This is a genomic window from Pseudozobellia sp. WGM2, assembly GCF_017810075.1.
Classification (GTDB): domain Bacteria; phylum Bacteroidota; class Bacteroidia; order Flavobacteriales; family Flavobacteriaceae; genus JADNYK01.
In genome coordinates, this window is record NZ_JADNYK010000004.1 from 317771 (window position 1) to 341284 (window position 23514).

Annotated in this window: 17 protein-coding genes; 7 read left to right on the plus strand and 10 right to left on the minus strand. The window is 40.0% G+C overall.

The annotated features are described in order from the left end of the window. Nucleotides 1–44: 44 nt before the first annotated feature. Both IV512_RS11225 and IV512_RS11230 read right to left on the minus strand, forming a co-directional pair. Nucleotides 45–3578, minus strand: a complete 3534-nt coding sequence (locus tag IV512_RS11225; RefSeq protein ID WP_209403371.1) for a nitrate reductase — start codon at nt 3576–3578, stop codon at nt 45–47. A gap of 142 nt (nt 3579–3720) precedes the next feature. Beyond that, nucleotides 3721–5070 carry an alpha-amylase family glycosyl hydrolase gene (locus IV512_RS11230; RefSeq protein WP_209403373.1) on the minus strand — a complete coding sequence of 450 codons (1350 nt, stop codon included), beginning with the start codon at nt 5068–5070 and terminating at the stop codon, nt 3721–3723. 207 nt (nt 5071–5277) lie between these two features. On the opposite strand from IV512_RS11230, the gene IV512_RS11235 reads away from it, so the two are divergent. Further along, on the plus strand, nt 5278–6585 hold the full coding sequence (locus IV512_RS11235) for a serine hydrolase (RefSeq protein ID WP_209403375.1): 1308 nt from the start codon (nt 5278–5280) through the stop codon (nt 6583–6585). A gap of 10 nt (nt 6586–6595) precedes the next feature. Here the strand turns inward: IV512_RS11235 and IV512_RS11240 are convergent, their stop codons facing one another. From IV512_RS11240 to cobA, 8 genes are all read right to left on the minus strand, one after another. After that, nucleotides 6596–8083 (minus strand): glycoside hydrolase family 28 protein, encoded by a 1488-nt coding sequence (locus IV512_RS11240; protein ID WP_209403377.1) that lies wholly within the window; start codon nt 8081–8083, stop codon nt 6596–6598. Between the two features lie 32 nt (nt 8084–8115). After that, complete coding sequence (locus tag IV512_RS11245) at nt 8116–9537, minus strand: DUF1593 domain-containing protein (RefSeq protein WP_209403379.1); 1422 nt, start codon at nt 9535–9537, stop codon at nt 8116–8118. Between the two features lie 130 nt (nt 9538–9667). Beyond that, nucleotides 9668–10762 (minus strand): hypothetical protein, encoded by a 1095-nt coding sequence (locus IV512_RS11250; protein ID WP_209403381.1) that lies wholly within the window; start codon nt 10760–10762, stop codon nt 9668–9670. Between the two features lie 47 nt (nt 10763–10809). After that, entirely contained in the window at nt 10810–12165 is a 1356-nt protein-coding gene (locus IV512_RS11255) for a glycoside hydrolase family 28 protein (RefSeq protein WP_209403383.1), read from the minus strand. Between the two features lie 96 nt (nt 12166–12261). After that, nucleotides 12262–12933: a response regulator transcription factor gene (locus IV512_RS11260; protein WP_209403385.1), complete on the minus strand. Its 672-nt coding sequence runs from the start codon at nt 12931–12933 to the stop codon at nt 12262–12264. 167 nt (nt 12934–13100) lie between these two features. After that, complete coding sequence (locus IV512_RS11265) at nt 13101–14393, minus strand: alginate export family protein (protein ID WP_209403387.1); 1293 nt, start codon at nt 14391–14393, stop codon at nt 13101–13103. A gap of 87 nt (nt 14394–14480) precedes the next feature. Next, nucleotides 14481–15899, minus strand: a complete 1419-nt coding sequence (locus tag IV512_RS11270) for an MFS transporter (protein WP_209403389.1) — start codon at nt 15897–15899, stop codon at nt 14481–14483. 247 nt (nt 15900–16146) lie between these two features. Next, nucleotides 16147–16920, minus strand: coding sequence for a uroporphyrinogen-III C-methyltransferase (cobA, locus tag IV512_RS11275; protein WP_209403391.1), 774 nt, complete (start codon nt 16918–16920; stop codon nt 16147–16149). Between the two features lie 128 nt (nt 16921–17048). Here cobA and nirB point away from each other — a divergent pair, with 128 nt between their 5' ends. The 6 genes from nirB (at nt 17049) to IV512_RS11305 (ending at nt 23488) form a co-directional block, all read left to right on the plus strand. After that, entirely contained in the window at nt 17049–19565 is a 2517-nt protein-coding gene (nirB, locus tag IV512_RS11280) for a nitrite reductase large subunit NirB (RefSeq protein ID WP_209403393.1), read from the plus strand. Between the two features lie 28 nt (nt 19566–19593). Continuing rightward, nucleotides 19594–19974 carry a nitrite reductase small subunit NirD gene (gene nirD / locus IV512_RS11285; protein WP_245224756.1) on the plus strand — a complete coding sequence of 127 codons (381 nt, stop codon included), beginning with the start codon at nt 19594–19596 and terminating at the stop codon, nt 19972–19974. A gap of 84 nt (nt 19975–20058) precedes the next feature. After that, the gene (locus tag IV512_RS11290) at nt 20059–20649 is read left to right on the plus strand and encodes a DUF4202 domain-containing protein (protein WP_209403395.1); all 591 of its coding nucleotides are present in this window, start codon (nt 20059–20061) and stop codon (nt 20647–20649) included. A 23-nt stretch (nt 20650–20672) separates the two neighbouring features. Next, nucleotides 20673–22520 carry an ATP-binding protein gene (locus IV512_RS11295; protein WP_209403398.1) on the plus strand — a complete coding sequence of 616 codons (1848 nt, stop codon included), beginning with the start codon at nt 20673–20675 and terminating at the stop codon, nt 22518–22520. Nucleotides 22521–22524: 4 nt separating this feature from the next. Further along, nucleotides 22525–22893: a hypothetical protein gene (locus tag IV512_RS11300; protein WP_209403400.1), complete on the plus strand. Its 369-nt coding sequence runs from the start codon at nt 22525–22527 to the stop codon at nt 22891–22893. 193 nt (nt 22894–23086) lie between these two features. Further along, on the plus strand, nt 23087–23488 hold the full coding sequence (locus IV512_RS11305) for a response regulator (protein WP_209403402.1): 402 nt from the start codon (nt 23087–23089) through the stop codon (nt 23486–23488). Nucleotides 23489–23514 lie beyond the last annotated feature (26 nt).

Here is a 23514-nt window from a genome sequence, read left to right on the forward strand (position 1 = left end):
AGGTGATTTGTCCAAAAAATTCACTTATCATTAACTAGTGCAGCCTATACCGTGGCCGCTTGTAATTGTGTATTCAATATCTCTTGTACTTCAGGTTTGCAGCTACCGCACCCAAGACCAGCACCGGTCTGCGCACAGAGCTTAGAAAACTCTTCGCATCCCGCATTGATTACGTCTATAATGTTGCCCTCTCCCACTTGGCTGCAAGAGCATACCAATTTGCCCTTTAACGGTACCGAAGTGCTGTTTCCGCGTAGTAGTTCTTCCCTCTTCTCAGATAGCTCTATTTGATCTTCAATCAATCTCTTGAACTCGGCAAATTCATTTTTATCACCCATTAGAATCGCCCCAAGCAACGTATCATCTTTAACGATACACTTTTTATAGTAACGCTTGCTTACATCCATAAAAATAATCTCTTCATAACTAGAATCGTTCGTCGGGGCATTGACCATACCCAAACTACAAAGATCCAAATCTTCAAACTTTAAAATATTCATCAAAACCGAACCATTGTACATACTTGCGTAGTCACCCATTATATATTTTGCGGCGATATCAGCTTGCTGTTCGGCCGCAGAAGTAATACCAAAAAGTGAATTCTTGAATTCAGCGATCTCGCCTAGGGCAAAAATATTGGGTTCACTGGTCTGTAAATATTCATTTACGATTACCCCCCTACTGGTTCTTATATCTGAAAATTTGGCCAATTCGATATTTGGTCGAGTGCCAATGGCGTAAACAATAGCATTACATTTTATGCTACGACCGGTTTTAAGGGTTACTGATAGTATATTTTTACGCCCTTTTTCTTCAAAAACGGTGCTCACTTCATTATCGAAATAAATTTTGATGCCTCTTTCTGAAACATCTTCTGCCAATAAACGGCTTGCCACCCGATCTAGTTGCCTTTCCATAAGTCGTGGGGCCCGCTGTATAATACTTATATTGACATTTCTTCGTTTTAGGGCTGCGGCAAGCTCCAATCCTAGAAGTCCGCCCCCCACAATTACAACATGCTGTTCTTCAGCTGGCAAACCTGTCTCTTGTAGATACTTTCTAAGCTTGTCGGCATCACCCCGTTCACGCATCGTAAACCTTCCGGGCAAATTAATTTGAACATCACTTGGCACAAAGGCTCGGCTACCGGTCGCCATAACCAAAACATCATAGTTGTGTTCATTACCCGAATCATCGGTAACCTTCTGATTTTCTTTATCTATTTGCGTTATACCTAGACCCGAATGTAAATGGATGCCTAACTTTTTCACCTCTCCTTTTTTCAATTTCTCCAAGGCTTCCCAAGTCAATTCATCGCTAACGTATTCCGGTAAAAGAACACGATTATAAAATGGGTCGCTCTCCCTTGAAAAAACATGAAGTTCATCTAGCTTATTCTTTGATCGATAGGTCTGAACGAAACGATAAGCTGCCGCCCCGGCACCGATAATCAAAACTTTTTGCTTTGGTTTCACATATTTTTCGACCTGAACCGCACAGTATTTGAAATCAGGTTCTTTTGATATGGGATCTATAAGGTCATTGGTAATATTATTCGCCCTACCGAAATCATTATTGAGTACTTTGCCCCAATGCATCGGTAAAAAGACCACGCGTTCACGAATATCAAAATTCACCTTGACCTTAACCTGAACCTGCCCCCTTCTACTTTTAATTACGGCCACATCACCTTCTTTCAATCCTCTTAAATAAGCATCGACCTTATTCATTTCTAAAAAAGGTTCTGGAATATGCGTAAGCAAACGCTTAACCTTACCGGTCTTGGTGCGGGTATGCCATTGATCTCGCACTCGACCGGTATTCAATATCAGAGGATAATCTGTAGAAATTTGCTCCGATTGATTATATAGCTTCGGAGGTGCATTAAAATGGGACCTTTCATCATTTGTATAAAATTGTAAGTCTGTAAATAACCTTGGGGTGCCCTTGTGGTCGACACTGGGTACAGGCCATTGAAAACTGCCTTCAGTCTGTAAGCGATGGTAAGACAAGCCAGAAATATCGATATTAGTGCCTTTGGTCAATAAACAATGTTCGTCATAAACCTCACTTGCATTTTTATAATCAAAGCCGTTGTATTTCATTTTTTGGGCAAAGCGCCATAAAATTTCAACATCGGGAAGTGCTTCCCCAGGGGCATCGATAACCTTTGGCAGATAACTTATTCTACGCTCTGAATTGGTCATCGTACCTTCTTTTTCAAGCCAACCTGCAGCCGGCAAAAGTAAGTCGGCGAACTTCGTCGTTTCAGAATTATGCGAAATGTCTTGTACAACCACGAAACTGGCATTCTGTAGCGCTTTTTCAGCTTTATTTGCATTGGGCAAACTCACTATGGGGTTGGTACAGATGATCCAAACAGCTTTCATTTTGCCACTTTCCAACGCATCGAACATCTCCGTAGCGGTGTAACCCGCTTCACCAGAAATAGCCTTGCCTCCCCAAAAGTCAGCAACTTCTTCACGATGTCTCGGGTTACCCAAATCTTTATGTGCCGCTAAAAGACTTGCCATGCCGCCAACTTCACGGCCTCCCATCGCATTTGGTTGTCCGGTAAGCGAAAAAGGACCAGAACCCGGTTTTCCGATTTGGCCTGTAAGCAAAGAAAGGTTCAACAGTGCCAAATTCTTGCTCACGCCAATAACGCTTTGGTTGAGTCCCATAGTCCACATTGATAGAAATGCTTTAGAATTACCAATATAGGCAGCGGCCTTACGAATTTCTTCAACTGTAATACCACACAGATCGGCCGCCTTTCTAAGGGTAAGCTGAAAAGCGCTCTCTTTACAAGCCTCGAAATTACTGGTGTGGTTCTTTATAAATTTTTTATCGATTTTTTTCTTCTCTATCAACCATCGGGCCATAGCATTAAAAAGAATCACATCGGTACCCGGTAAAATTTGCAGATGAAGGTCTGCTATCGCACAAGTTTGTGTTTTTCGAGGATCTACTACAATGATTTTCACATCGGGGTTTTCTTCTTTGTGCCTTTCGATCCTACGGAAAAGAATTGGGTGACACCAGGCGGGATTCGCCCCGGCAATTAAAAAACAGTCGGAAAGCTCGATATCGTCATACGAAATAGGAACCGAATCTTCACCAAGCATTTTTTTATAACCGACAACCGCCGAACTCATACAAAGTCTAGAATTGGTATCAACATTATTTGTGCCGATGAAGCCCTTTGCCAACTTATTGACCAAATAATACTCTTCGGTGAGACACTGACCCGATACGTAAAACCCCACACTATTGGGGCCATGCCTGTCTATAATGCTCTGAAATACCGCTGAAGCCCTTTCAAAAGCCGTGTCCCATGAAACCCGTTGCTTAGGATGGTTACGGCTCCAACGCATCTCAGGGTATAAAATACGGTCTGAAGTATCTTGAGCTACATAGTTTAGGTTCTTACCTTTCGAACATAACATTCCTTTGTTTACCGGGTAAGATTCATCACCTTCAACTTTTATGGTACCCTTATTGTCAACTGATACATCGATACCACAACCCACCCCGCAGTAGGAACAAATGGTTTTATGTACATTATTTTTTTGCATGTTCAAAAAATTGAGGTTAGAAGCAACCTACTTTACGTATGCAAATTATAAAAATACGTATATATACGTAGTAAATATATCGTAAAAGTTAAGCGCAAATTTGAGAGTACAATAAAAAACGGAGGTATTTACTTCATAAAATTCAACCTAAATATTGAAGAACAGCTCCCCAATTTGGTGAAACTACCAATTTCAGGCCTTTCTCTTCTGCGCATAAATAATTAATATTGTTCAATACATCTCTATAATTACCAACTCTAATTTGAGTGGCTTTCAGATAAACTGTTCTAGAGCACTTATCAGAATTTACAATCACTAAAACCATTTCATTTTTTTGATATCTTAAAAAGGCATATACCTTTTTTTTGACTAAAACCTCTTCGAAATCTCCTTCTGCCAATGCATAAATAGTTTTACGTAGTTCTATAAATCGTTTTAACGAATTAAATAAATCAGGGTGCTTCACCCAAGAAAATCGCTTACTATAAACAACATGTGGGCGTAACTCGGTATCACTCCCCTCTTTCCTTTGCCCTTCAAAACCCCACTCGCTGCCATAATACAGGGCAGGAATACCAGGCAGTGTAAAAAGTAATAGATAAAGAGGATAAAGGTGTTCTGGCTTATTAAGGTCACTAGCCGCCCTATTGACATCGTGATTGTCTACAAAAGAATATAAATGAAGCTTTTTATATTTGCCGGTCGGTCCATATTGCCGATTAAGAATACTACTTAATCTATCAAAATCTTTCTCATTGAAACTCTGATAGAGCGGTGCGTGATAATCATAGTTAGTCACCGAATCTAGCATACTTTCACCTATCCACTTGCGATAGTCGCCCTGAACCACCTCACCCATAAGCCAAAAATCCCGTTTAAGCTGCTTACAGTATTTCGATAACTCACTCATAAATGAAAAATCAAGAACATCGGCCGTATCAAGTCTGAGACCATCGATTTGAAATTCTTCCACCCATAACCTTACGGCTCCAAAAAGGTGTTTTCTAACCTCTTCATTTTTTAGGTTAAGTTCTACTAACTGATAATATCCCCGCCAAGAACTATAGGAAAAAGAATCGCCAAGGGGGCTCTTCTTCGTAAAATCAACATTAGAAAACCAGTTCTTATAAGGTGACCTTTCTCCCTTTTCCTGTAGATCTTTAAATGCCCAGAAATCTCTGCCAACATGATTAAAAACCGCATCAATGACGACTTTGACACCAAGTTTATGGGCCTTTTCAATAATATCGACCAAAGACTCGTTATTGCCCAAACGCCGGTCTACGCTATAATAATCTGCAGTGTCATAACCATGTGAGGTCGATTCAAAAACAGGACCTAAGTAAAGCGCATTGCAGCCTAGCTCTAAAAGATGGTTCAACCAAGAATCTAATTCAAAGAGTAGCTTTTTAGGCTCAGAATCGAAGTTGTTTATATTCGGTGCACCTAAAAGTCCAAGGGGATATATATGATAAAATATCCGATCGTGCATATAATTTGTTATTAGATTTCAATTATTAAAATATATCCCTTTTAACTTTAAGAAGTTGGCATGAAAACATATGAAAAAATGGCAGTACCATAAATTAACAATAAAAAATACCGAATTGTATAAGAAATAATGTATTTCATCCGTTATTTAAGTATTTCATCCTATATTCATACCTGTTAACCGAAAAGCTAATCTCTGAATTTTCACATGCGAACAATTAAATTCCTAGCGGTATTTGCGCTTTTGACCTTAACCCTAATAATTGCAACTTCTAGCACCAAAAATTCGGAAACATCATCAACTACCGTTGAAAAAGTCACTTTAAAAGCACCTCAACAAATCGCGGAAAACAGAATTGATTCTAAAAAGTACTTGTCTGACAAGCAAAAGCTAAAGTCGGCTTTAACTACCTATTTTAAAAGAGCAATTGCCTCAGGCGATATCGTCGGTGCCGGTGTAAGCATCGTTCAATCTGATAGCATTGTTCTGGCCGAAGGTTTCGGAAGACGAAATTATAACCATAATTATACCGTGGATGGGGAGACTGTATTTAGATTAGGTTCTCTCTCAAAAGGTTTCGCGGGTATCTTAGCTGCCGATTTGAAAAATGATGGGTATTTGGAATGGAAAGATCGCATTATTGACTATTTGCCGCAGTTTCAATTAGGTGACGCACGAAATACTTCTGAGATTACCTTGGCCAATATTCTTTCACATACTTCGGGCACCCCGTATCATAGTTTTACCAATCTTGTTGAAGCTGGCCTGCCCATGGAAACTATTGCATCTCGTTTTAAAGAGGTGGTACCAATCAGTAAACCTGGCACCATGTACAGTTATCAAAATGCTATTTTTGCACTCTGTAGTGAAGTTATGCAAAAAGCTACCGGTAGTGAAATAAGTGCATCACTGAACAATCGATTTTTCAAACCTTTAGGCATGTGTAGCACTTCAATGGACTATAAAACCTTGAACGAGACCATTAATGTGGCCCTACCCCATTCTAAAAGACGTAACGGTTGGCAGACCCTTAGACTCAGTGACAACTATTACAATGCTATCGCGGCCGGAGGCATCAATGCCAGCGCCCACGATATGGCCAAATGGATGCGTTTTTTATTGGGGCATAATTCAGAAGTACTTGATAAAAAAGCTATATCGGAAGCCTTTACCCCATTTATCGAAATTCCTGGAAGTCATAAATATTACCACAGATGGCCAGGCCATGAAAAGTCGTTCTACGGATTCGGTTGGAGAATTCATAAGTTCACCGAAGATGGAAACCCTTTAGAGAAAACTATTTGGCACCATGGCGGAAGCGTAAACAATTACCGAAATGAAATTGCCATGTACCCGGAAGCAGACTTGGGAATTTGCGTACTCTTGAACAGCAATTCGAGAATTGCCAGAACCGTAATTCCTGACTTATACGAAATTTACAAAGGTATTTACGAGCCAACTACAGAAAAACTTGCTCAAGCCGCCAACAAATCAGAAAACAATTCTACCCTATAGGGTCTGACAGTTATTCTTGATAAATCATATCTACATTCTCAAACTTCACGTTATGGCCTTCTAATATTTCAATGTTTTGGTCTTTGCTTCGAATTATTGAATTCTTGATTACAAAGTCTTTTACATCGCTCATATAGATATTTTGCCCCGAGGTCACATCTAGGTTTTCCATAATAACATTGGTCAACGGAACTTCTGGTATGCCTTTAGCTTTTATGAAATTCTCTTCGGTATGTATCTCCACATTCCGAAAAAACAAGTTTCGATATCTGGGTGTAAGTTCGGTAATCTCACGTTTGGGTAAGCGATCCGCCAATTCTCCCACATAAGTTCTACTACCTAGTAAATCCCACTCCAAAGCATGTCTTTTGATATTCATTTTTACTCTTTCGTAGTAAATATTCTCTACCCCACCACCTCTAGGGCGACGGGTTTTAAAACGAAAACCCCTATCGGTACCATCAAAAATACAGTCGTACAGATAAACGTTCCGAATCCACCCTGCAGTTTCACTGCCCGTTGTAATTGCACCATGACCTGCCTCTGACAAACAATATCTAACTACTATATTTTCGGTAGGCCGGTTGACACGAATACCATCTTTATCGCGGCCCGATTTCATAGTAAAACAATCATCTCCATTATTTAGCGTAGCATATTCGATTAATACGTTTCTAGATGATTCGATGTCTATTCCGTCACCTGTTGGAATACCCACGGAGTTGACAGTGATCCCTCTAATTATAACGCCGTCACAGTAAATCGGAGTCACATTCCACGTGACACTGTTCTCAATTGTAATGCCTTCAATTAAAACATTATTGCACTCGACCAAACATACCGATTTTGGCTTGTAGAAGAGCCTTCCCTTATGTCCATCATAAATCCTTTCTTTAACAGGAGCGTTTTGGTCAATGGCATTTTCGACCACTCCCTTGGGGCTTGGGGCCGACCTCACGGCAGCATCCTCTCCCGGGCCAATAATCTTACCTTTTCCCGTAATCGCGATATTTTCTGCTTTATGGGCATAAATGAACCCACCGCTAGACATGATTTCGATACCTTCTACCCGAGTGAACACCGCAGGTAAGTAATCTTCAATAGCCCCTCCGATTAGAAGCTCGGCGCCTTCTTGAAGTTCTAGATTCACATTGCTTTTCAGTTCAATGCGAGATGTAAGCCATTTACCTGAAGGTACTACAACGGTACCACCACCTCTTCGGTTCACTTTATCTATGGCTTTCTGAATAATTTCGGTCACTTTTTGACCAGATTTTGCTCCAGCTTTACTAATATCAATACTGTAGGCTGCGAATGTCGGCCTTTTTAAGTCAGGCATATCAAAAGGAGCCTGAATTGGAGCTATTTCTGTCGGCAAAGCATGGGCGCCCACTTGATCTTTAGTCAAGAATGGCTCTTGGGATGCCGGGGTTTTGAACTGACTCCAACCCATATGGGCTACTAAAACAAATAAAAAACATACTCTAAATCTATTCATAAAGCTATGGCACAATGGTTTATTTAAAAACATCAAGGAGTTAGAGTGACAATCACCCTTTTATATCGGCTCAATTGTTGTGTACCTTTATCGGAAACCTTAACAATAAAATGTGCCGTTTGTTTCTTCTTTACTTTAGGTGCGGTAAAATAAGCTTGATGTACATTTTCGGCACCATTAACCTTAATTAGTTTTTGGTAAGAGCCTGCTTCTGGGTAATTGTACCACAAAAAGCTCAAGTTGTCACCATCTGGGTCTGTGCTCTCAAAAGCATCTAATGTAAAATTCTCACCCCCTTTAATCGTAATTTTATCATCATGGGTCAGGGTAACGACGGGAGGGTGGTTGGCCTCTTCATACGTTTGTGTACACCAATCCATTCGCGCAGCGAAATCATTCTGAATGTCATCACGCCAACGCCACAGGCTAGCTTTATCACTTTGATGGGAAATACTGTCGTATTGAACCGTTCTACCGTACATTTTAGGTAGATATCGAACTAGACTATCGCTAGCATTTGTCCATATCGCTCGCGTTTCCGGTGCGATTTCTACTATTGAGTGACCTTCTTTTGTCTTTGAGAAATCAGGCTTATACAACTCATAGCGACCACCCCAACCACCCCACTCGGGATGCTCAGAAACATTGAGCCCATTGGGTATAAGTGATAGAAAGGCCGGTGTATCTCCCTCAACTCCCCAAGCGACATCAGGGTATGCAGCCCCTAGCGGACCATGCCCTTGCTGTATATGTTCCGTAAGCCAAGGGTTACTTATGGTGGTATTGTCTATGCCTTTAATCACAGAGTTAATACCCGTCCAAGTGGCAGACCCATAATCATCACCAGGGGTCACAATATAGAAAAGATCGGGAAAATTGTTACGAATCCATATTCCACTATCATCTTGGTCAGATATTGTATAGACCCGTAGTTTAGATACCATATTTTTCACTTCTCGGGGCGATTTGGTTTCCCTTATCGTATGTAAAGCCTGGGCAAGAGTATTCACTCCTCCCCAAACAGAAATCCACAAAGGCCTATCATCTTCTTTTTCAAGCTCGGTGATTATCCAATCAGAACCCTCTGAGTCCATACCCTTACCAACTCCGGTCATACCGTATTTCGGGAGACCGTTCTTAACCAAAGCCATAAGGTCTTTTTCAGAAGGAAAACCCTCGGCATGTTTCGTTAAATTGGATTGTACTTTACCATATGCTTCGATAATTTTCTCTATGGATTCAGGATGTATCGATGATTGTAGCCAGCATGAAGTCGTAGCTACCAAGCCTTTTATCTCTATCTCATTGGCGTAAAGAAATAGACGAACCAAAGATTGTGTATCGTCGGGATCGGCCTCTATATCAGTTAAAACAATAACTCGGTCTTTAGCAATCGATTGCGCAAAAAGAAAATTAAATGAATGAAAAAGAATAATAAAAACCAGTGTTCTCATGAAAAAGTGATTGATGGTTCAAAAAGAATTACAAGATATAACTTTATGTTTGGCAGCAATAAAAAGTTACGAATATATTATTAATATTTTCGATTTTTTACGAATAGCCACTACATTACCGATGTATTAACTATTTCCACGCTAGAGAACATTTTCCGATTGCGTAAAACTTACTCCCTTTCAAATTCATCATTGAAGTATAGATCACCGTAAAAGTACCGTTATCTTCTTCTATCGCACACAAAGGGGTACGCATGGCATGATCACCTTTTGCACCCCACATTTTACCTTTTGACTGAATCTTCACTCGTTGTTCCGGTGTCCATTTCACTCCATCTTCAGAGGTACTATAGGCAATTTCTTGATCTCCTAAAGAATCGAATACGGCCAAATATCCTCCGTCTTTTAGTTCGGTAACCTGAGGGTTTTCGATAAATTCTTTGGCAATCGGCAAAGGGTTCACCCCTTCGGGCAATCTCTCCCATGGCCCCTCTAAGCTGGGTGCCTTGGCCAAGCCCACCGGCCAAGGACCTTTGGGAATATAGTTATGCCCATCATAGAAGGCATACCAATTTTCCCCCACTTTATATGGATTAAAAGTCGCCACCGCTTGTTGCCCCTCCCACTCTTGAGAATTTTCATCGGGTTGTAGCACAATACCCATATCGGCATAAGGGCCTGCGATACCTTCGACTCCTTGAAAGACAGATTTGGCACGCCAAATACGCCCTTGATAGTCACTGCCAGGTAGTTCTCTTTTAGACTTGTCGCCACCTCTATAGGCTACATAAAAAATGTTCCACGCGTTTTCTTTTGTATTGAACTCAACACCGGTCACCCATACTTCCGATCTCGGATTGAATGGGGAGCGACCTGGTATACTCTCTACTACAGTGCTTTGCCGCTTCCAGTTTACGGCATCAGAACTGGTCCAATACGAAATGCGAAGATCCCGATGAGAACGGAAAAACATTTCATTTACGAACATATGGTAGGTATCATCAATTTTCACCACCTGCCCTGTTTCAAAACCTGTTTGATTATTGGTACCCAGAACATCACGATGGTCGGGTTCTATGACCGGGCTTTCGTGCTCAGACACCAATACCAACTTTTTCGCCAAGTCGAGGTTCTTTTCTTGAGAATATATTGTACCTATCAAAAAGAATGACAGTATTAATAAGGTAGCAGTTTTTAAAGCTGTATTTAATCGATAGTCGCTCATGCTCAATAGTTGGGTTAAAGTGGTTGGTAAGTTTTCTAAATCAAATCTTACTGAATATTTAGTTGCGCCACCTTCTCTTGAATCAACCATTCACGGGCATCTTCTTCTTCCGCGCTGATTTTACAGCCAATGAAATCGACCTTATCGGCGTGTCTAACATAAAAAGCGTAGGCATTGGTGTTGCCGAATTTACTACCCTCTGGGTATTTTCCATCATACTCCATAACTGTTTGATCGGTCTTCTGAATACCTCCTTTTAATTGTAAATTCAAATTCTCTAGAACCACATTTTGAATGTTGTGGCCTTCTATACCGGTAATAATTGATGGGTATTGCTTGGTATAATCCCTACCGTTGATATTCTTAAGGTGGATGTTCGAGATGCTGCCAATTCTAGGCTTACGACCTGGCACCGTACGTTTTCTATCGGCCAAAAGCATAAAAACTGCTTGTCCGCAATTTGAAATCTCACAATCGCTAATATTTATGTTATCGATTACCGCACCATCCATAGATTCTAAAACAATAGCCGAGTTCTGAAAGGCATTTTTCAGAGTAAGGTTCGAAATATCGAAATTCATAAAGCTTCCTAAACCATCGGTTCCCAACTTAAAACAATTACCTGCATTTACATTCAATTTGTCAATAGTGCAATTACGCACTACCACATCTTTACACCCATATTCACTTCCACTCTTGAAACAAATGCCATCATCTTCAGACTTAATATCACAATCTTCAATCAAGACCTTGTGGCAATCTACAATATCGATTCCATCACGATTGGGGGTCAAATTACCTGTATGTACTTTGATATTGCGTATGGTTATACTATCAGATTCTATATAAACTTGGGTCCAACAGGCCGGGTCGACCATAGTAATATCAGAGACGGTAATATTTTTGGAACCGACAAAGGCTAAGATTGATGGCCTATCTTTTTCGGTACCAAGCTCCTTAACATTCATCCATGGGTCATAATCGCCTTGCCCATCTATTTTTCCTTTTCCGGTAATAGTTACATTTTTTACATGGTTGCCATAAATTAACCTGCGTTGGCAATCTTCTAGCATTCGATTAGGAAAACGGGTCTCTATTTTATGGTGTGGATATGCATCTTCGGCATCTGATTGTATGCCCAAAATAGTAGCTGTAGAATCTAATTGCAAAGTCATGTTATTGCCCAACATTAACTGCCCCGTCAAGAATGATCCTTCAGGAAAAATGACCTTGCCTCCCGTACCTTTACACGCATCAATGGCCTTTTGAATAGCTATCTGATCATTGGTCACCCCATCGCCTGTCGCGCCGTAATCGTAGACATTATGGGTTATATTTTTAGTTTCTTTGGTGGCACATTGAATGGAAATCAATAAGGCAAAAAAAAGGAAGTATTTGGTCATAATCGTTAGCTGATAATGATAAAAAAGAGATTTTTCATCAATTAAACAGCCCGAAAGATAGGAAAAATGAATACTGAAAATTTAAAAAATCAGTTACTAAACCAAATTGTACTCTTGAGCTTTTTTAGAAAGGTCTATCAAGTTTTTAACATCCATCTTGCGCATTAAGTTAAAACGGTGGGTTTCTACCGTACGCTTACTATTCTGTAATTTTTCAGAAATCTGTTTATTGGTCAAACCGGACAAAACCAATTCTAAAACCTGCAATTCTTTATTGGTTAGATCAAAGGGATTTTCGGTCTGCTTTCCTTTTTTGGGGGTATCAGTGATTTCTTTACTGGGGTTCAACAAATTGTTGACCAAAATATTGGAGATATCTCCACTGTAATATTTTCCACCTTCGCGAACGGTATGTATCGCCTTTATAAATTCTGTTTTTCCGGTATCCTTTAACAGATACCCATTCGCACCGGCACTTACCGACTGTAGAATATATTCTTCTGAATCGTGCATTGATAAGATTATAGACTTTACTGAAGACTTGCCGGCATTTAATGCATGAACAGCTTCGATACCTGTCATTTTCGGCATTCGAATGTCTATAATCAACAAATCAGGTTGTTTGTTCTTTACTAATTCTAGCGCTTCCTTTCCATCTGACCCTTCCCCGATAACTTCGAGGTCTGATTCGCTTTCTAATAATGCCCGTATTCCGTCACGTACCAGTGAATGGTCATCCACTAAAACGATACTTGTAGTTTGATTCAAGGTGTAAGTATTTGTACGTACAAATATAGATGAATTTTATAATCCCTGACAATCTATGAAAACTAAGGTCATAAATATGTATTTGAATGGAAAGAATACAAAAAACGAACCGCCACAACCAAAAGAGGTCATAACGGCTCCATCGAAGCATCGTATAATAAGAGTACTTAATTTTTAGCTGTATTGATAAACTTTGGCTTGATGACCAACATGGCCCAAATCCAATTCTGGCTGCTTGCTGCAGCTTCATCAGCTATACCCTTTAGTTCATACATTCCACTTGCAGCAAACATATGTGAGTAACCAAATTTTAATCCGTAACCATTAAAATTCTGCGAGAATACTATATCTATTTCAGTACCCAAAGAATTTTCACCACTGGGCAGTTCTTGTTCTCCGTTAAATTTAAGAACCTTGAGCAGCAAACCTGATTTGTCGCCTAATTTGAAATTAGCACTGGCATGAAGATCAAAGAGTCCGATTGAATTGGCATGATTTCCCACATAGAAATAATCCATAAAACCATTGAACTTATGGTTGGTACCATAAAGGGGAAAAAACGCTTCGGTCTTATCTGCCGTATCTGCCTTATTGCCACTTATCACCTCTGTTCCGATGCCCAAACCAATTTTGGGAGATGCCTTATAAGTTAAATCAAGACCCAGTAAATAGGCTGAAGCCACCTTTAAATTGTTTTGACGTTCACCGGTTTGAAGAAAGGCGTTTAAAGCGGCCCCGAATTTACCTTTCTTATAATTCAAATGAGTACCTAAGGTCTGTAAATTGCTGACACCATCGGCAACGCTTTCTTCACCTTCGCCCGTAAAATTCTGAAAGCCATTGTTCAGTAATAACAGACTTCCAGAAAATTCATTCCATTTTTTCTTTACGTATAGGTATTGCATCGATTTATAAGAGAAAAAACCTGCCGTATTGTATATTGTTCCGACCGATTGAAAACCTGCAGGATTATTAAAATCTTGATTAAAAGCCAAGCCCAAGTCGGCCATAAAACTATTTTTCTTGTAACTCAACAGGGCGGCATCGTGATTTCTCCCTTGCTGGGCCCAATCAAGTCCGCCAAAAATACGTTGGTCATCGTATGCAATTACTTGACGGCCCAATTTGGTTGAAAAACGTTCCCCTAATTTTAGTTTCGCCCAAGCTTGAAAAACTGCAAAAGAATTGTTTTGATCATGAGGTAATATCTGCCTGTTCTCACCCCAGACCATAACATCTTGTAAGCTCAAATAAAACTCATAAGAATCGAACTTATACCCTGTGTTTAGCCTAATACGTGTTGAAATGGCATATCCTGGATCAGCTGCATCTGCAATAATACTTCCGAAACCATGTCGATATTCGGTACGTGGCCTAAACTCGCCATCAAGGGTAAATTGAGCCAAAGTATCTTGATATGAGAGCAAGAAAAGGCACAGAAAAATATAAATGTTTTTCATACATCAGGTTTTATAAATTGGGTAACTGTAGCGGTATGCTTCTCTAGCCAACAATAACCTAGAAGAACATACCGCTTTAGAAAATTTCTATTTAGCAGAACCGGAGATGGCCAATTCTCCCTTCATTTCTTCCTCTATCGCTTTTTCATCAGCCATTGAAAATTTGATAGCCAAGGTCGTCAGGGCACTTATGACTACGAAAATACCTATCACAAAATAGCCGCTTGAGACCGCACCTGCGGCAGCCGTAGATTGTGCGGCCTTCATTGCTTCTTCCCCCAGAGCTGAATTTGCCGCCAACGCATTGGTTTCGGCAATGGCAGATTTCGACTTTAAGAAAAGTGCTGCCAAAAATGCCCCCACATTACCCCCTGCGCCCACAATACCGGAAATGGAACCTATAGCCTTTTTATTTATAAAAGGTACAACCGAAAAGGTTGCTCCTTCGGCCATCTGAACCGTAAGGCTAAAAGCAATTAAGAATATAAGACCGACCGAGAGACTTGTTGCCAGTGAGAAAGTAGAAAGCATGAGGCCTTCAGCGGCTAGAATTATTGTCAAGAAAATTACTCTGCCCCTTAGACCTTTTAATCTACCGAATCGATCACCGAAAAATCCCCCCAAGGTTCGGGCAAAAATATTCATTAGAGCAAATGAGAGTACCAAGTTACCGGCAGTCGAACGGGTAAGACCAAAATTATTCTGCAAGTAGTCATCCATAGTACCATAAACAGTAAGTTCCATACCGAAACAAGCGGCGTAGACTATAAACAATATCCACACTCGATAGTCTTTAAGTACGCTCATGAAACTCTCCTCATCTTTTTTCAACGCAGGCATTTTTCCTTCTTTCTTAAGGTCAGAAAAGTTACCGTCAGGGGTATCGGTCGTAAAGAAATAATATACAAGCCCCATCAGCATTGCGATTATACCTGCAATTACCATCGAATATCGCCAAGCGATCTCATCGGCCACCCCAAAACTAACTACAGCTGCTGCTATCAAAGGCATACCTAATCGGTTGGCACCCCCACCTAAATTACCCCAACCAGCAGAAGTAGCATTGGCGGTGCCCACAATATTAGGAGCAAACATAATCGAAGTATGAAATTGGGTAATTACAAATGAAGCACCGATGAAACCAATGAACAACCGACAGATTAAGAACTGTAGCGGGGTCTGTACAAAACCGATTAAAATAACTGGTATGGCACCAAGAATTAGTAGATAGGTATAACATATTCTCGGACCAAATCGGTCGCATAATTTACCAATCAATAATCGGGCGAAAACCGTACCTGTCACTGCTAATATGATAGAGTTCCATTTCTGGTCGGGAGTTAGCCCTAAATCTTTAACCACATCTGGCATAAATGGTACTATACCAAACCATGCGAAGAAACAAATGAAGAAGGCGATGGAAGTAATCCAAAAGGTACGAATAGGCACACTTTTGATATCAGTGAGCTTTAAAGTTGTTGCTTTTTTAGAGGCTTGTGTTTTCATAATACTGATTTTTAAATTGATGTTCCCTAAAATATTCTTTACAATATTACGTATTTATACGTAGTAATACGTAGTAATTAATTGAAAATAGTACGTAATTATAGATTTTTACCAGGTAAGAAAATTTACCTTACGGATAATGTGAATTCAAAAAAAACAAGCTTCTAAAATTGATAATTCTCAATTTTGGAAGCTGCAATCGTTCATCTAGTATTATAGTTAATAGCTAGTATTTATACCGTAAAACCTAAAAATTGGAGTAAAGAACTCGCTGTACCTCTTCCTCAAAAAAAGAAGGATGTTCAGCCACCACATCACCAATAATAATAACACCTGGCATACCCGGTTTAAGGCGCCCAAGTAATTCACTAGCACGTTTTAAAGTAGTCACCTCACAGTTTTCATCAGGTAGAGTACCGTTTTGAATAACAGCTATGGGCGTCATAGCCCCCCTATACCTACCTACCTCATCGGTGATTTCAAGTAGTTTCGACAACCCCATAAGCACAACCATCGTGGTTGATGACTTTGCCGCAAATTTCAAATCTTCAGAAAAAGAACCATCCTTTTTCGTTGCGGTCATAACCCAAAAACTACTACTAACACCTCTTGAAGTCATAGGTATACCTTGACTGCTCGGAACAGCTATCGCGCTCGTTACCCCTGGAATAACAGAAACGGGAATACCAAAAGACTCCACATAACCTATCTCTTCCGATGCCCTTCCAAACACAAAAGGATCTCCTCCCTTCAAACGCACTACATGCCCGTATTCAAAAGCAGCATCAACCAACAACTTATTTATATCATTTTGAGAATAGGAGTGTTTTCCACTTCTTTTTCCTACGTATATCTTTGGAACAGATTTATCTATATATGATAAAATATCTTTTCCTACTAAAGCATCATACAAAACAATATCAGCGTTCTCCAAAGCTTTCAAACCCCTTATAGTTATAAGGTCTGAACTACCCGGACCCGCCCCTACCAATGTAACAATTGATTTGTTTTTCCCTATCATAATATCTGTCTTTAAGGTTATACAATTATGAATACCACAACAAAACTACGTAATTATTCATATATATTTAGATAAAAAATACGTATTTATACTTATTTTTGTTTCGTTGATTCTAAAATCGAAGTAAAATGAAAACAATAATTGTTGTCGGTAACGGCATGGTCGGCTATAAGTTCTGCGAGAAGTTCATAGCCCACGAGAACAGTAAAAATTTTAAGCTTGTTGTTTTTGGCGAAGAACCCCGAGCCGCATACGACCGGGTACACCTCAGCGAATTTTTCGCCAATCGCGATGCAAAGGCATTAGAGCTGGCATCTTTAGATTGGTATACCGATAACAATATTGATTTAATCATTAAAGAACGGGTAACCGATATTCATCGAGATAAGCAAACCGTTACCACGGCAAGCGATAAAGAATATTCATACGATTATCTAGTACTCGCTACAGGCTCTGCGCCCTTCGTGCCGCCTATTACCGGTGTAGAGAAGGAGGGTGTATTTGTCTACCGAACTATTGAAGACCTTGAAGACATGCTTGCTTATGCCGAAAAAATAAAGAGCAGAAAATCGAATGGCAAAGCAGCCGTACTTGGGGGTGGTCTTTTAGGACTTGAAGCAGGGAAAGCTGTAATGGATATGGGTCTTGAACCCCATGTTGTCGAATACGCCCCCAAACTCATGCCGAGACAGCTTGATGCAAGAAGTAGTAATGTTCTTCAACTGACTTTAGAGTCTATGGGCATTCAAATACACACTGGCAAAGCTACCAACCGTATCTTGGGCAATGGGGTAATCACCGGAATGGATTTTGGTGAAGACGATACCTTAGAAGTAGATATGCTCGTGGTCTCGGCCGGAATTCGGCCTCGAGATGAACTTGCAAGAACATGCGATCTCGAAATGGGAGTTCGTGGCGGTATCATGGTTAACAATAAAATGCAGACCTCAGACCCGAAAATATTTGCGATAGGTGAAGTAGCGCTTTATAATCAGATGATATACGGGCTGGTCGCTCCCGGTTATGAAATGGCAGAGGTTGCGGTCAACCAGATTTTAGAAAATCATAACGTGGCCATGCAAAAAGAAATCGACATGTCTACAAAACTGAAATTAATCGGTGTCGATGTAGCCAGTTTCGGAGTACCCTATATGCCTGCCGACAAAGGGCTTTCTATAATATATGAAAATAAAACCAAGGGTATCTATAAAAGAATAAATGTCAGCCATGACGGTAAAACTCTTCTAGGTGGTATTATGGTAGGTGATGCGGGCGATTATAGCATACTTCATCAAATGTATCTCAACAATATGCCTCTGCCCGACAATGCCGAAGAATTGATTGTGGGCGCCCGGGGCGAAGGCGGCTCCGCGTTTGGCAGTGCCATGGATCTACCCGATAGTGCCGTAATTTGCTCCTGCGAGGCAGTTACTAAAGGGGCTATATGCTGCTCGGTTCTTGATGACGGCAATGAAACGGTCAAATCGGTATCGAAGGCTACAAAAGCAGGAACGGGCTGTGGGGGCTGTAAGCCCATGCTTACCGACTTGGTTACCGAAAGCTTAAAATCGTTAGGTAAAACAGTAAAAAACAGTATTTGCGAACATTTTAATTATTCAAGGCAAGAGCTCTATGATATCGTAAAGACCCGAGGAATCAAAGATTATGATGAATTGCTCGATACTGTCGGTACAGGTCATGGCTGTGAAATTTGCAAACCGGTGTCGGCCGGTATTTTCGCAAGTATTTACAACGAAACGGCCAATAAACAAGAAACGATACAAGATAGTAACGACCGTTATCTAGCCAATATTCAACGAAATGGTACTTACTCGGTCGTACCCCGCGTAGCTGGCGGAGAAATAACTCCGAAACAATTAATGGCTTTAGGCAGAATAGCCCAAAAATATGATCTCTATTCGAAAATCACGGGAGGGCAGCGCATCGACTTGTTCGGGGCAAAATTACATGAACTACCCCTAATTTGGGAAGAACTCATAGCCGAAGGTTTTGAAACCGGGCAGGCTTACGGAAAATCGCTTCGAACCGTAAAGAGCTGCGTCGGTTCAACTTGGTGTCGTTATGGTATGGATGAAAGCGTAAGTTTTGCCATTGAAATTGAAAATCGTTACAAGGGTATTCGGTCGCCCCACAAATTAAAAGGCGGGGTATCTGGCTGTATTAGAGAATGTGCCGAGGCCCGATGCAAAGATTTTGGCTTCATCGCCGTTGAAGGCGGGTGGAATGTTTATGTAGGCGGCAATGGTGGTGCCAATCCAAGACACGCCGAACTACTTGTAGAAAAAGTAGATAAAAAGACTGCAATGACCTATGTAGATCGGTTCATAATGTTTTACATAAAAACAGCACAACCCTTACAAAGAACAGCCGCTTGGTTAGAAAAGCTTGAAGGAGGCATTACCTATTTACAAAACGTAGTCATGAACGATTCTCTGGGTATTGTTAGTGAATTAGACGCTGAAATGCAAGCTTATGTAGACACCTACAAATGTGAATGGAAAGAGGCGGTCGAAAACCCTGAAATCCGCTCGAGATACACTCATTTTGTTAATTCTGAAGAAGAAGATGATAATATAGAATTTGTATCGCTCCGAGACCAAAAAATGCCCAAAGAGTGGGTGTAGTTATAATAACGAACTAAAACATTTAGAAATGATTTCATCAACATTAGAAAAATATCAGACCGTAGCAATTGAAGATGTCAAGGTTTGGTACAAAGCAGCCTTGGTCAATAAGTTTCCGAAAAATGGAGGAGCGTGTGTTAAGTATAAAGAAAAGCAAATAGCGGTTTTCAATTTTACCAGAGAAGGCAATTGGTATGCATGCCAAAATCTTTGTCCGCATAAGATGGAAATGGTCTTGTCACGAGGTATGATCGGAGAAGAAAATTTAGAACCAAAAATTGCCTGTCCGCTTCACAAAAATACTTTTTCGTTAAAAACAGGTGAGAACCTTAATGGTAGTTTGGGTGCTATTGCCACCTATCCGGTTCGTATAATTGATGGTTATGTTTACATCGGATTTAGCGAATGAAAGATTCTATTCGTTTATAGGTTTATAAGGGAGTAAGCCAATGATTGGGAAAGGAAATTATTATCTTTCCAGAAAATATAATTTATGCCTACCTCCAATAAATTAGACGAAGCCTTTAAAAAATTCGATGCGGCCAATAGTAAGGATCCGAATACCGAAGAGTTTAAAGGAAAAAGCTATCCGAAAGAAGTTCTTTATGCCATTAGGATGTCTGACCAACTGGACAAGTTTGCCCCGCAAGCCTCTGAAGCTTTACGATTGACCGCGCGTTGCCAACACATTTGTCGTTGGGAAATACCTCGCGAGTCATATGAAATGAACAGGATCGGTTACCTTAAGTGGCGTCAAGAGCTTAAAAAGTTTCATGCCCAAACTGCCACTTCAATTTTAGAGGAGGTAGGATATGATCAAGAAACCATAGCCAAAGTTTCCTTTCTATTGGAAAAGAAACAACTAAAAAAGAATGAGGAGACCCAAACACTCGAAGATGTTATTTGCTTGGTCTTTTTAGAGCATTATTTTGAGCCCTTCTCTAAAGAACACCCTGACGATAAACTTATTGATATACTGCAAAAAACATGGCGGAAAATGTCTGAAAAGGGGCAAGAGGCTGCATTAAAGCTACCCCTTTCTGAAAATGCCGTACGCCTAGTCACCAAGGCAATTAGTACTTAAACCAGAAAATAAATAATCGGTTCGTGACCAAAACTAAGTACCATCGATCATTGGATAATGCGACCTTTATACGGATTCGCAAATGGTATCTTTTGGCTCTGGCGGGCATCGCCTTGACGATTATTATCGCACAAATTCTTATTCAAAGTCACCTCAATTCGCAGCTGAACGACTCTCGGGTCATAAATATAGCTGGTCGCCAACGAGCCTATAGCCAGAAGCTGACCAAAGAAGTTTTACTCATTAAAGATGCCTTTCAAAATCGTCAAATTGGTTCAACAATTACCGAACTTACCGAAACTTTATCGGTTTGGAAAAACTCGCATCTAGCCTTGCAAAAGGGTGATGAATCTATTGGGCTTCCTGTTGAAAACCATCCGGAGATACTAGAACTGTTTCTTCAACTCGAAGCGCACCACAATTTGATGGTACAAGCTGCCGAGGCTATTATCACATCCTATAATAATAACAGCCTTTCCGAAAGTAAACTCCAGCACGCTACAATGGATGTGCTGCAAAATGAAAGTAAGTTTTTAGAGTTGATGGATATTATCGTCAACGAGTACGATAAACGTAGTAAGGCAAAATTGGAAAGCCTAAAACGAAAAGAATATTTATTACTTGGTATTTCCCTTTCTATATTACTCCTTGAAATTGCCTTTATTTTCAGACCGCTCTCCCTACAGATACGTAAAACGGTGGCCAGTTTAATTCAAAGCAGAGGCCAATCTGAGAGCCAAGCGAGAGAAACCCAAAAACTTTATGAAGAAAAAGAAAAGTCACTAAAAGACCTTCAAGAGCTTAATTTCGTTATTGATAATGCAGCGTTGTTCGCAAGTGCCAGACAAGACGGTAGTATAGTCTTTATCAGCAAAAAATTTCTTAACCTCTTAAACCTTGAATCAAAAGATCTTAATAAGCCATTGTCCGAGGTGCTTACCGTCGATGAAGGTCAACAACAATACTTAAAAGAAGTTTTAAAAAACAATAGAAAAAATGTAATTCGAACAGAAGAAATTCTAATTACTACAGTTAACAAAGAAAATTATTGGCTAGATATGTCTATAGTGCCCATGCACCAATCAAGCCAGCAGCAAAGTGTACTTATTCTATGTTCAGATATTACCGAGCGTAAAATAAATGCCCTTAAAGTCGAACAGCTGACCCAACAAAATTTTGAGGAACGTATGCTTCAGAAAAGAATTCAGGCCAGTCAAATTGTCGAGGGTCAAGAAGAGGAGCGAAAACGCATAGCCAAAGATATTCACGACGGAATAGGCCAAATGCTTACCGCTCTTAAATTCAATATTGAATCTATAGATGTTGAAAACCAAGAAAAAACCGCAGAAAAGATTGATTACCTTAAGGTATTGACCTCTGATTTGATCAAGGGCGTACGAACTGCAACCTTTAACTTAACGCCACCTGAATTGAGCGACCATGGTATTTTTCCTGCTCTGCAAAAAATGACCGTTGAACTTTCAAAATTAACTGGTAAAACCATTCTTTTTGAAAACAGAACCGAGAAGCACATACGCTTTGACTCTCTTGCCGAAACAAATATTTATAGGGTAACCCAAGAAGCGGTCAATAATGCTATCAAATATGCTCAGGCCAATTATATACTGGTCACTATTAATTACAAAGATGGTATTCTGAGCGTATTGATCGATGACGATGGTAAGGGGTTTGACACTTCGGTCATGAACAGCCCCCCTAAAAATAACAGTGAGGGTGGTATGGGGCTTTTCTTTATGAAAGAACGTATCAGCTATATCAATGGGCGCTTGTTTATCAACTCTCACCCAGGAAAAGGTACTCGTGTAACCATAAATTATAAAACGGAACAAAGAGAAACGGTTAAAATATAGTCAAATGAAGATAAGAATAAGGGGGAATTCGGTAAGGTATAGACTTACCAAAACCGAGGTGGAGACTTTTTGTACAACAGGGCTTTATGCCGAAACCACAGAGTTCAACACCCAAAAGTTCACATACGAACTACGTACCAAAAAGAATTTGGTCGAACTTCAGGCAGATTTTATTGACCGGACCATTACCGTATGGATACCTGAGAAAGAAACAAGTAACTGGGCCGAAAGCTCTAAAGTTGGTTTTAAAAATGAGTTTAAATTAAATACGGGAAAAACCATTTCACTATTGGTCGAAAAAGATTTTGTTTGTTTGGATGAAAGGGATGAAGACGAATCGGACAACTACCCGAACCCTCTTACAAGCCAGTAAACGAGTCGGTTTAATTATGAGGCAATCAAAAAGCGTTCACCTCATAATTAAACCGACTCGTTTTCAATTTTTTATAAAAACTCGGCTATCTAAAATTACCATTCGTCTACAGTAAACCTCCACTCGTCTACTCCTACCCTTAATTGTATTTATTTAGTAAGAGATTTGTATCTCACTTAATTACTTATGCGCCATGAAAATACTTTTTATAGAAGATGACCAAGTAGAAATGATGAAGATGAATAGAGCTATCTCTAAACTTCAGGCCAAACACCAACTTATATGGGCTGAAAATGGTCACGAAGCCCTATCAGAATTAATGTCTTGTACTCGCCTACCCGATCTTATCATTTTAGATCTTAATATGCCTAGAATGAACGGCAATGAATTTTTAAAATCAATAAAACAAAGTGAGGTTTTCAAATATATTCCCGTAGTTGTATTAACCACCTCACAAAATAGAGAAGACATGGTCGATTGCTACACTACTGGTATCGCAGGTTACGTAGTAAAACCATTGAAATATGAAGATTATGTCAAGAAAATTGATAAGATACTTGCCTATTGGGAAGTAAATGACATCGTACCCGCGTAAAGCTCATCCATATCTAAAATCTAAAA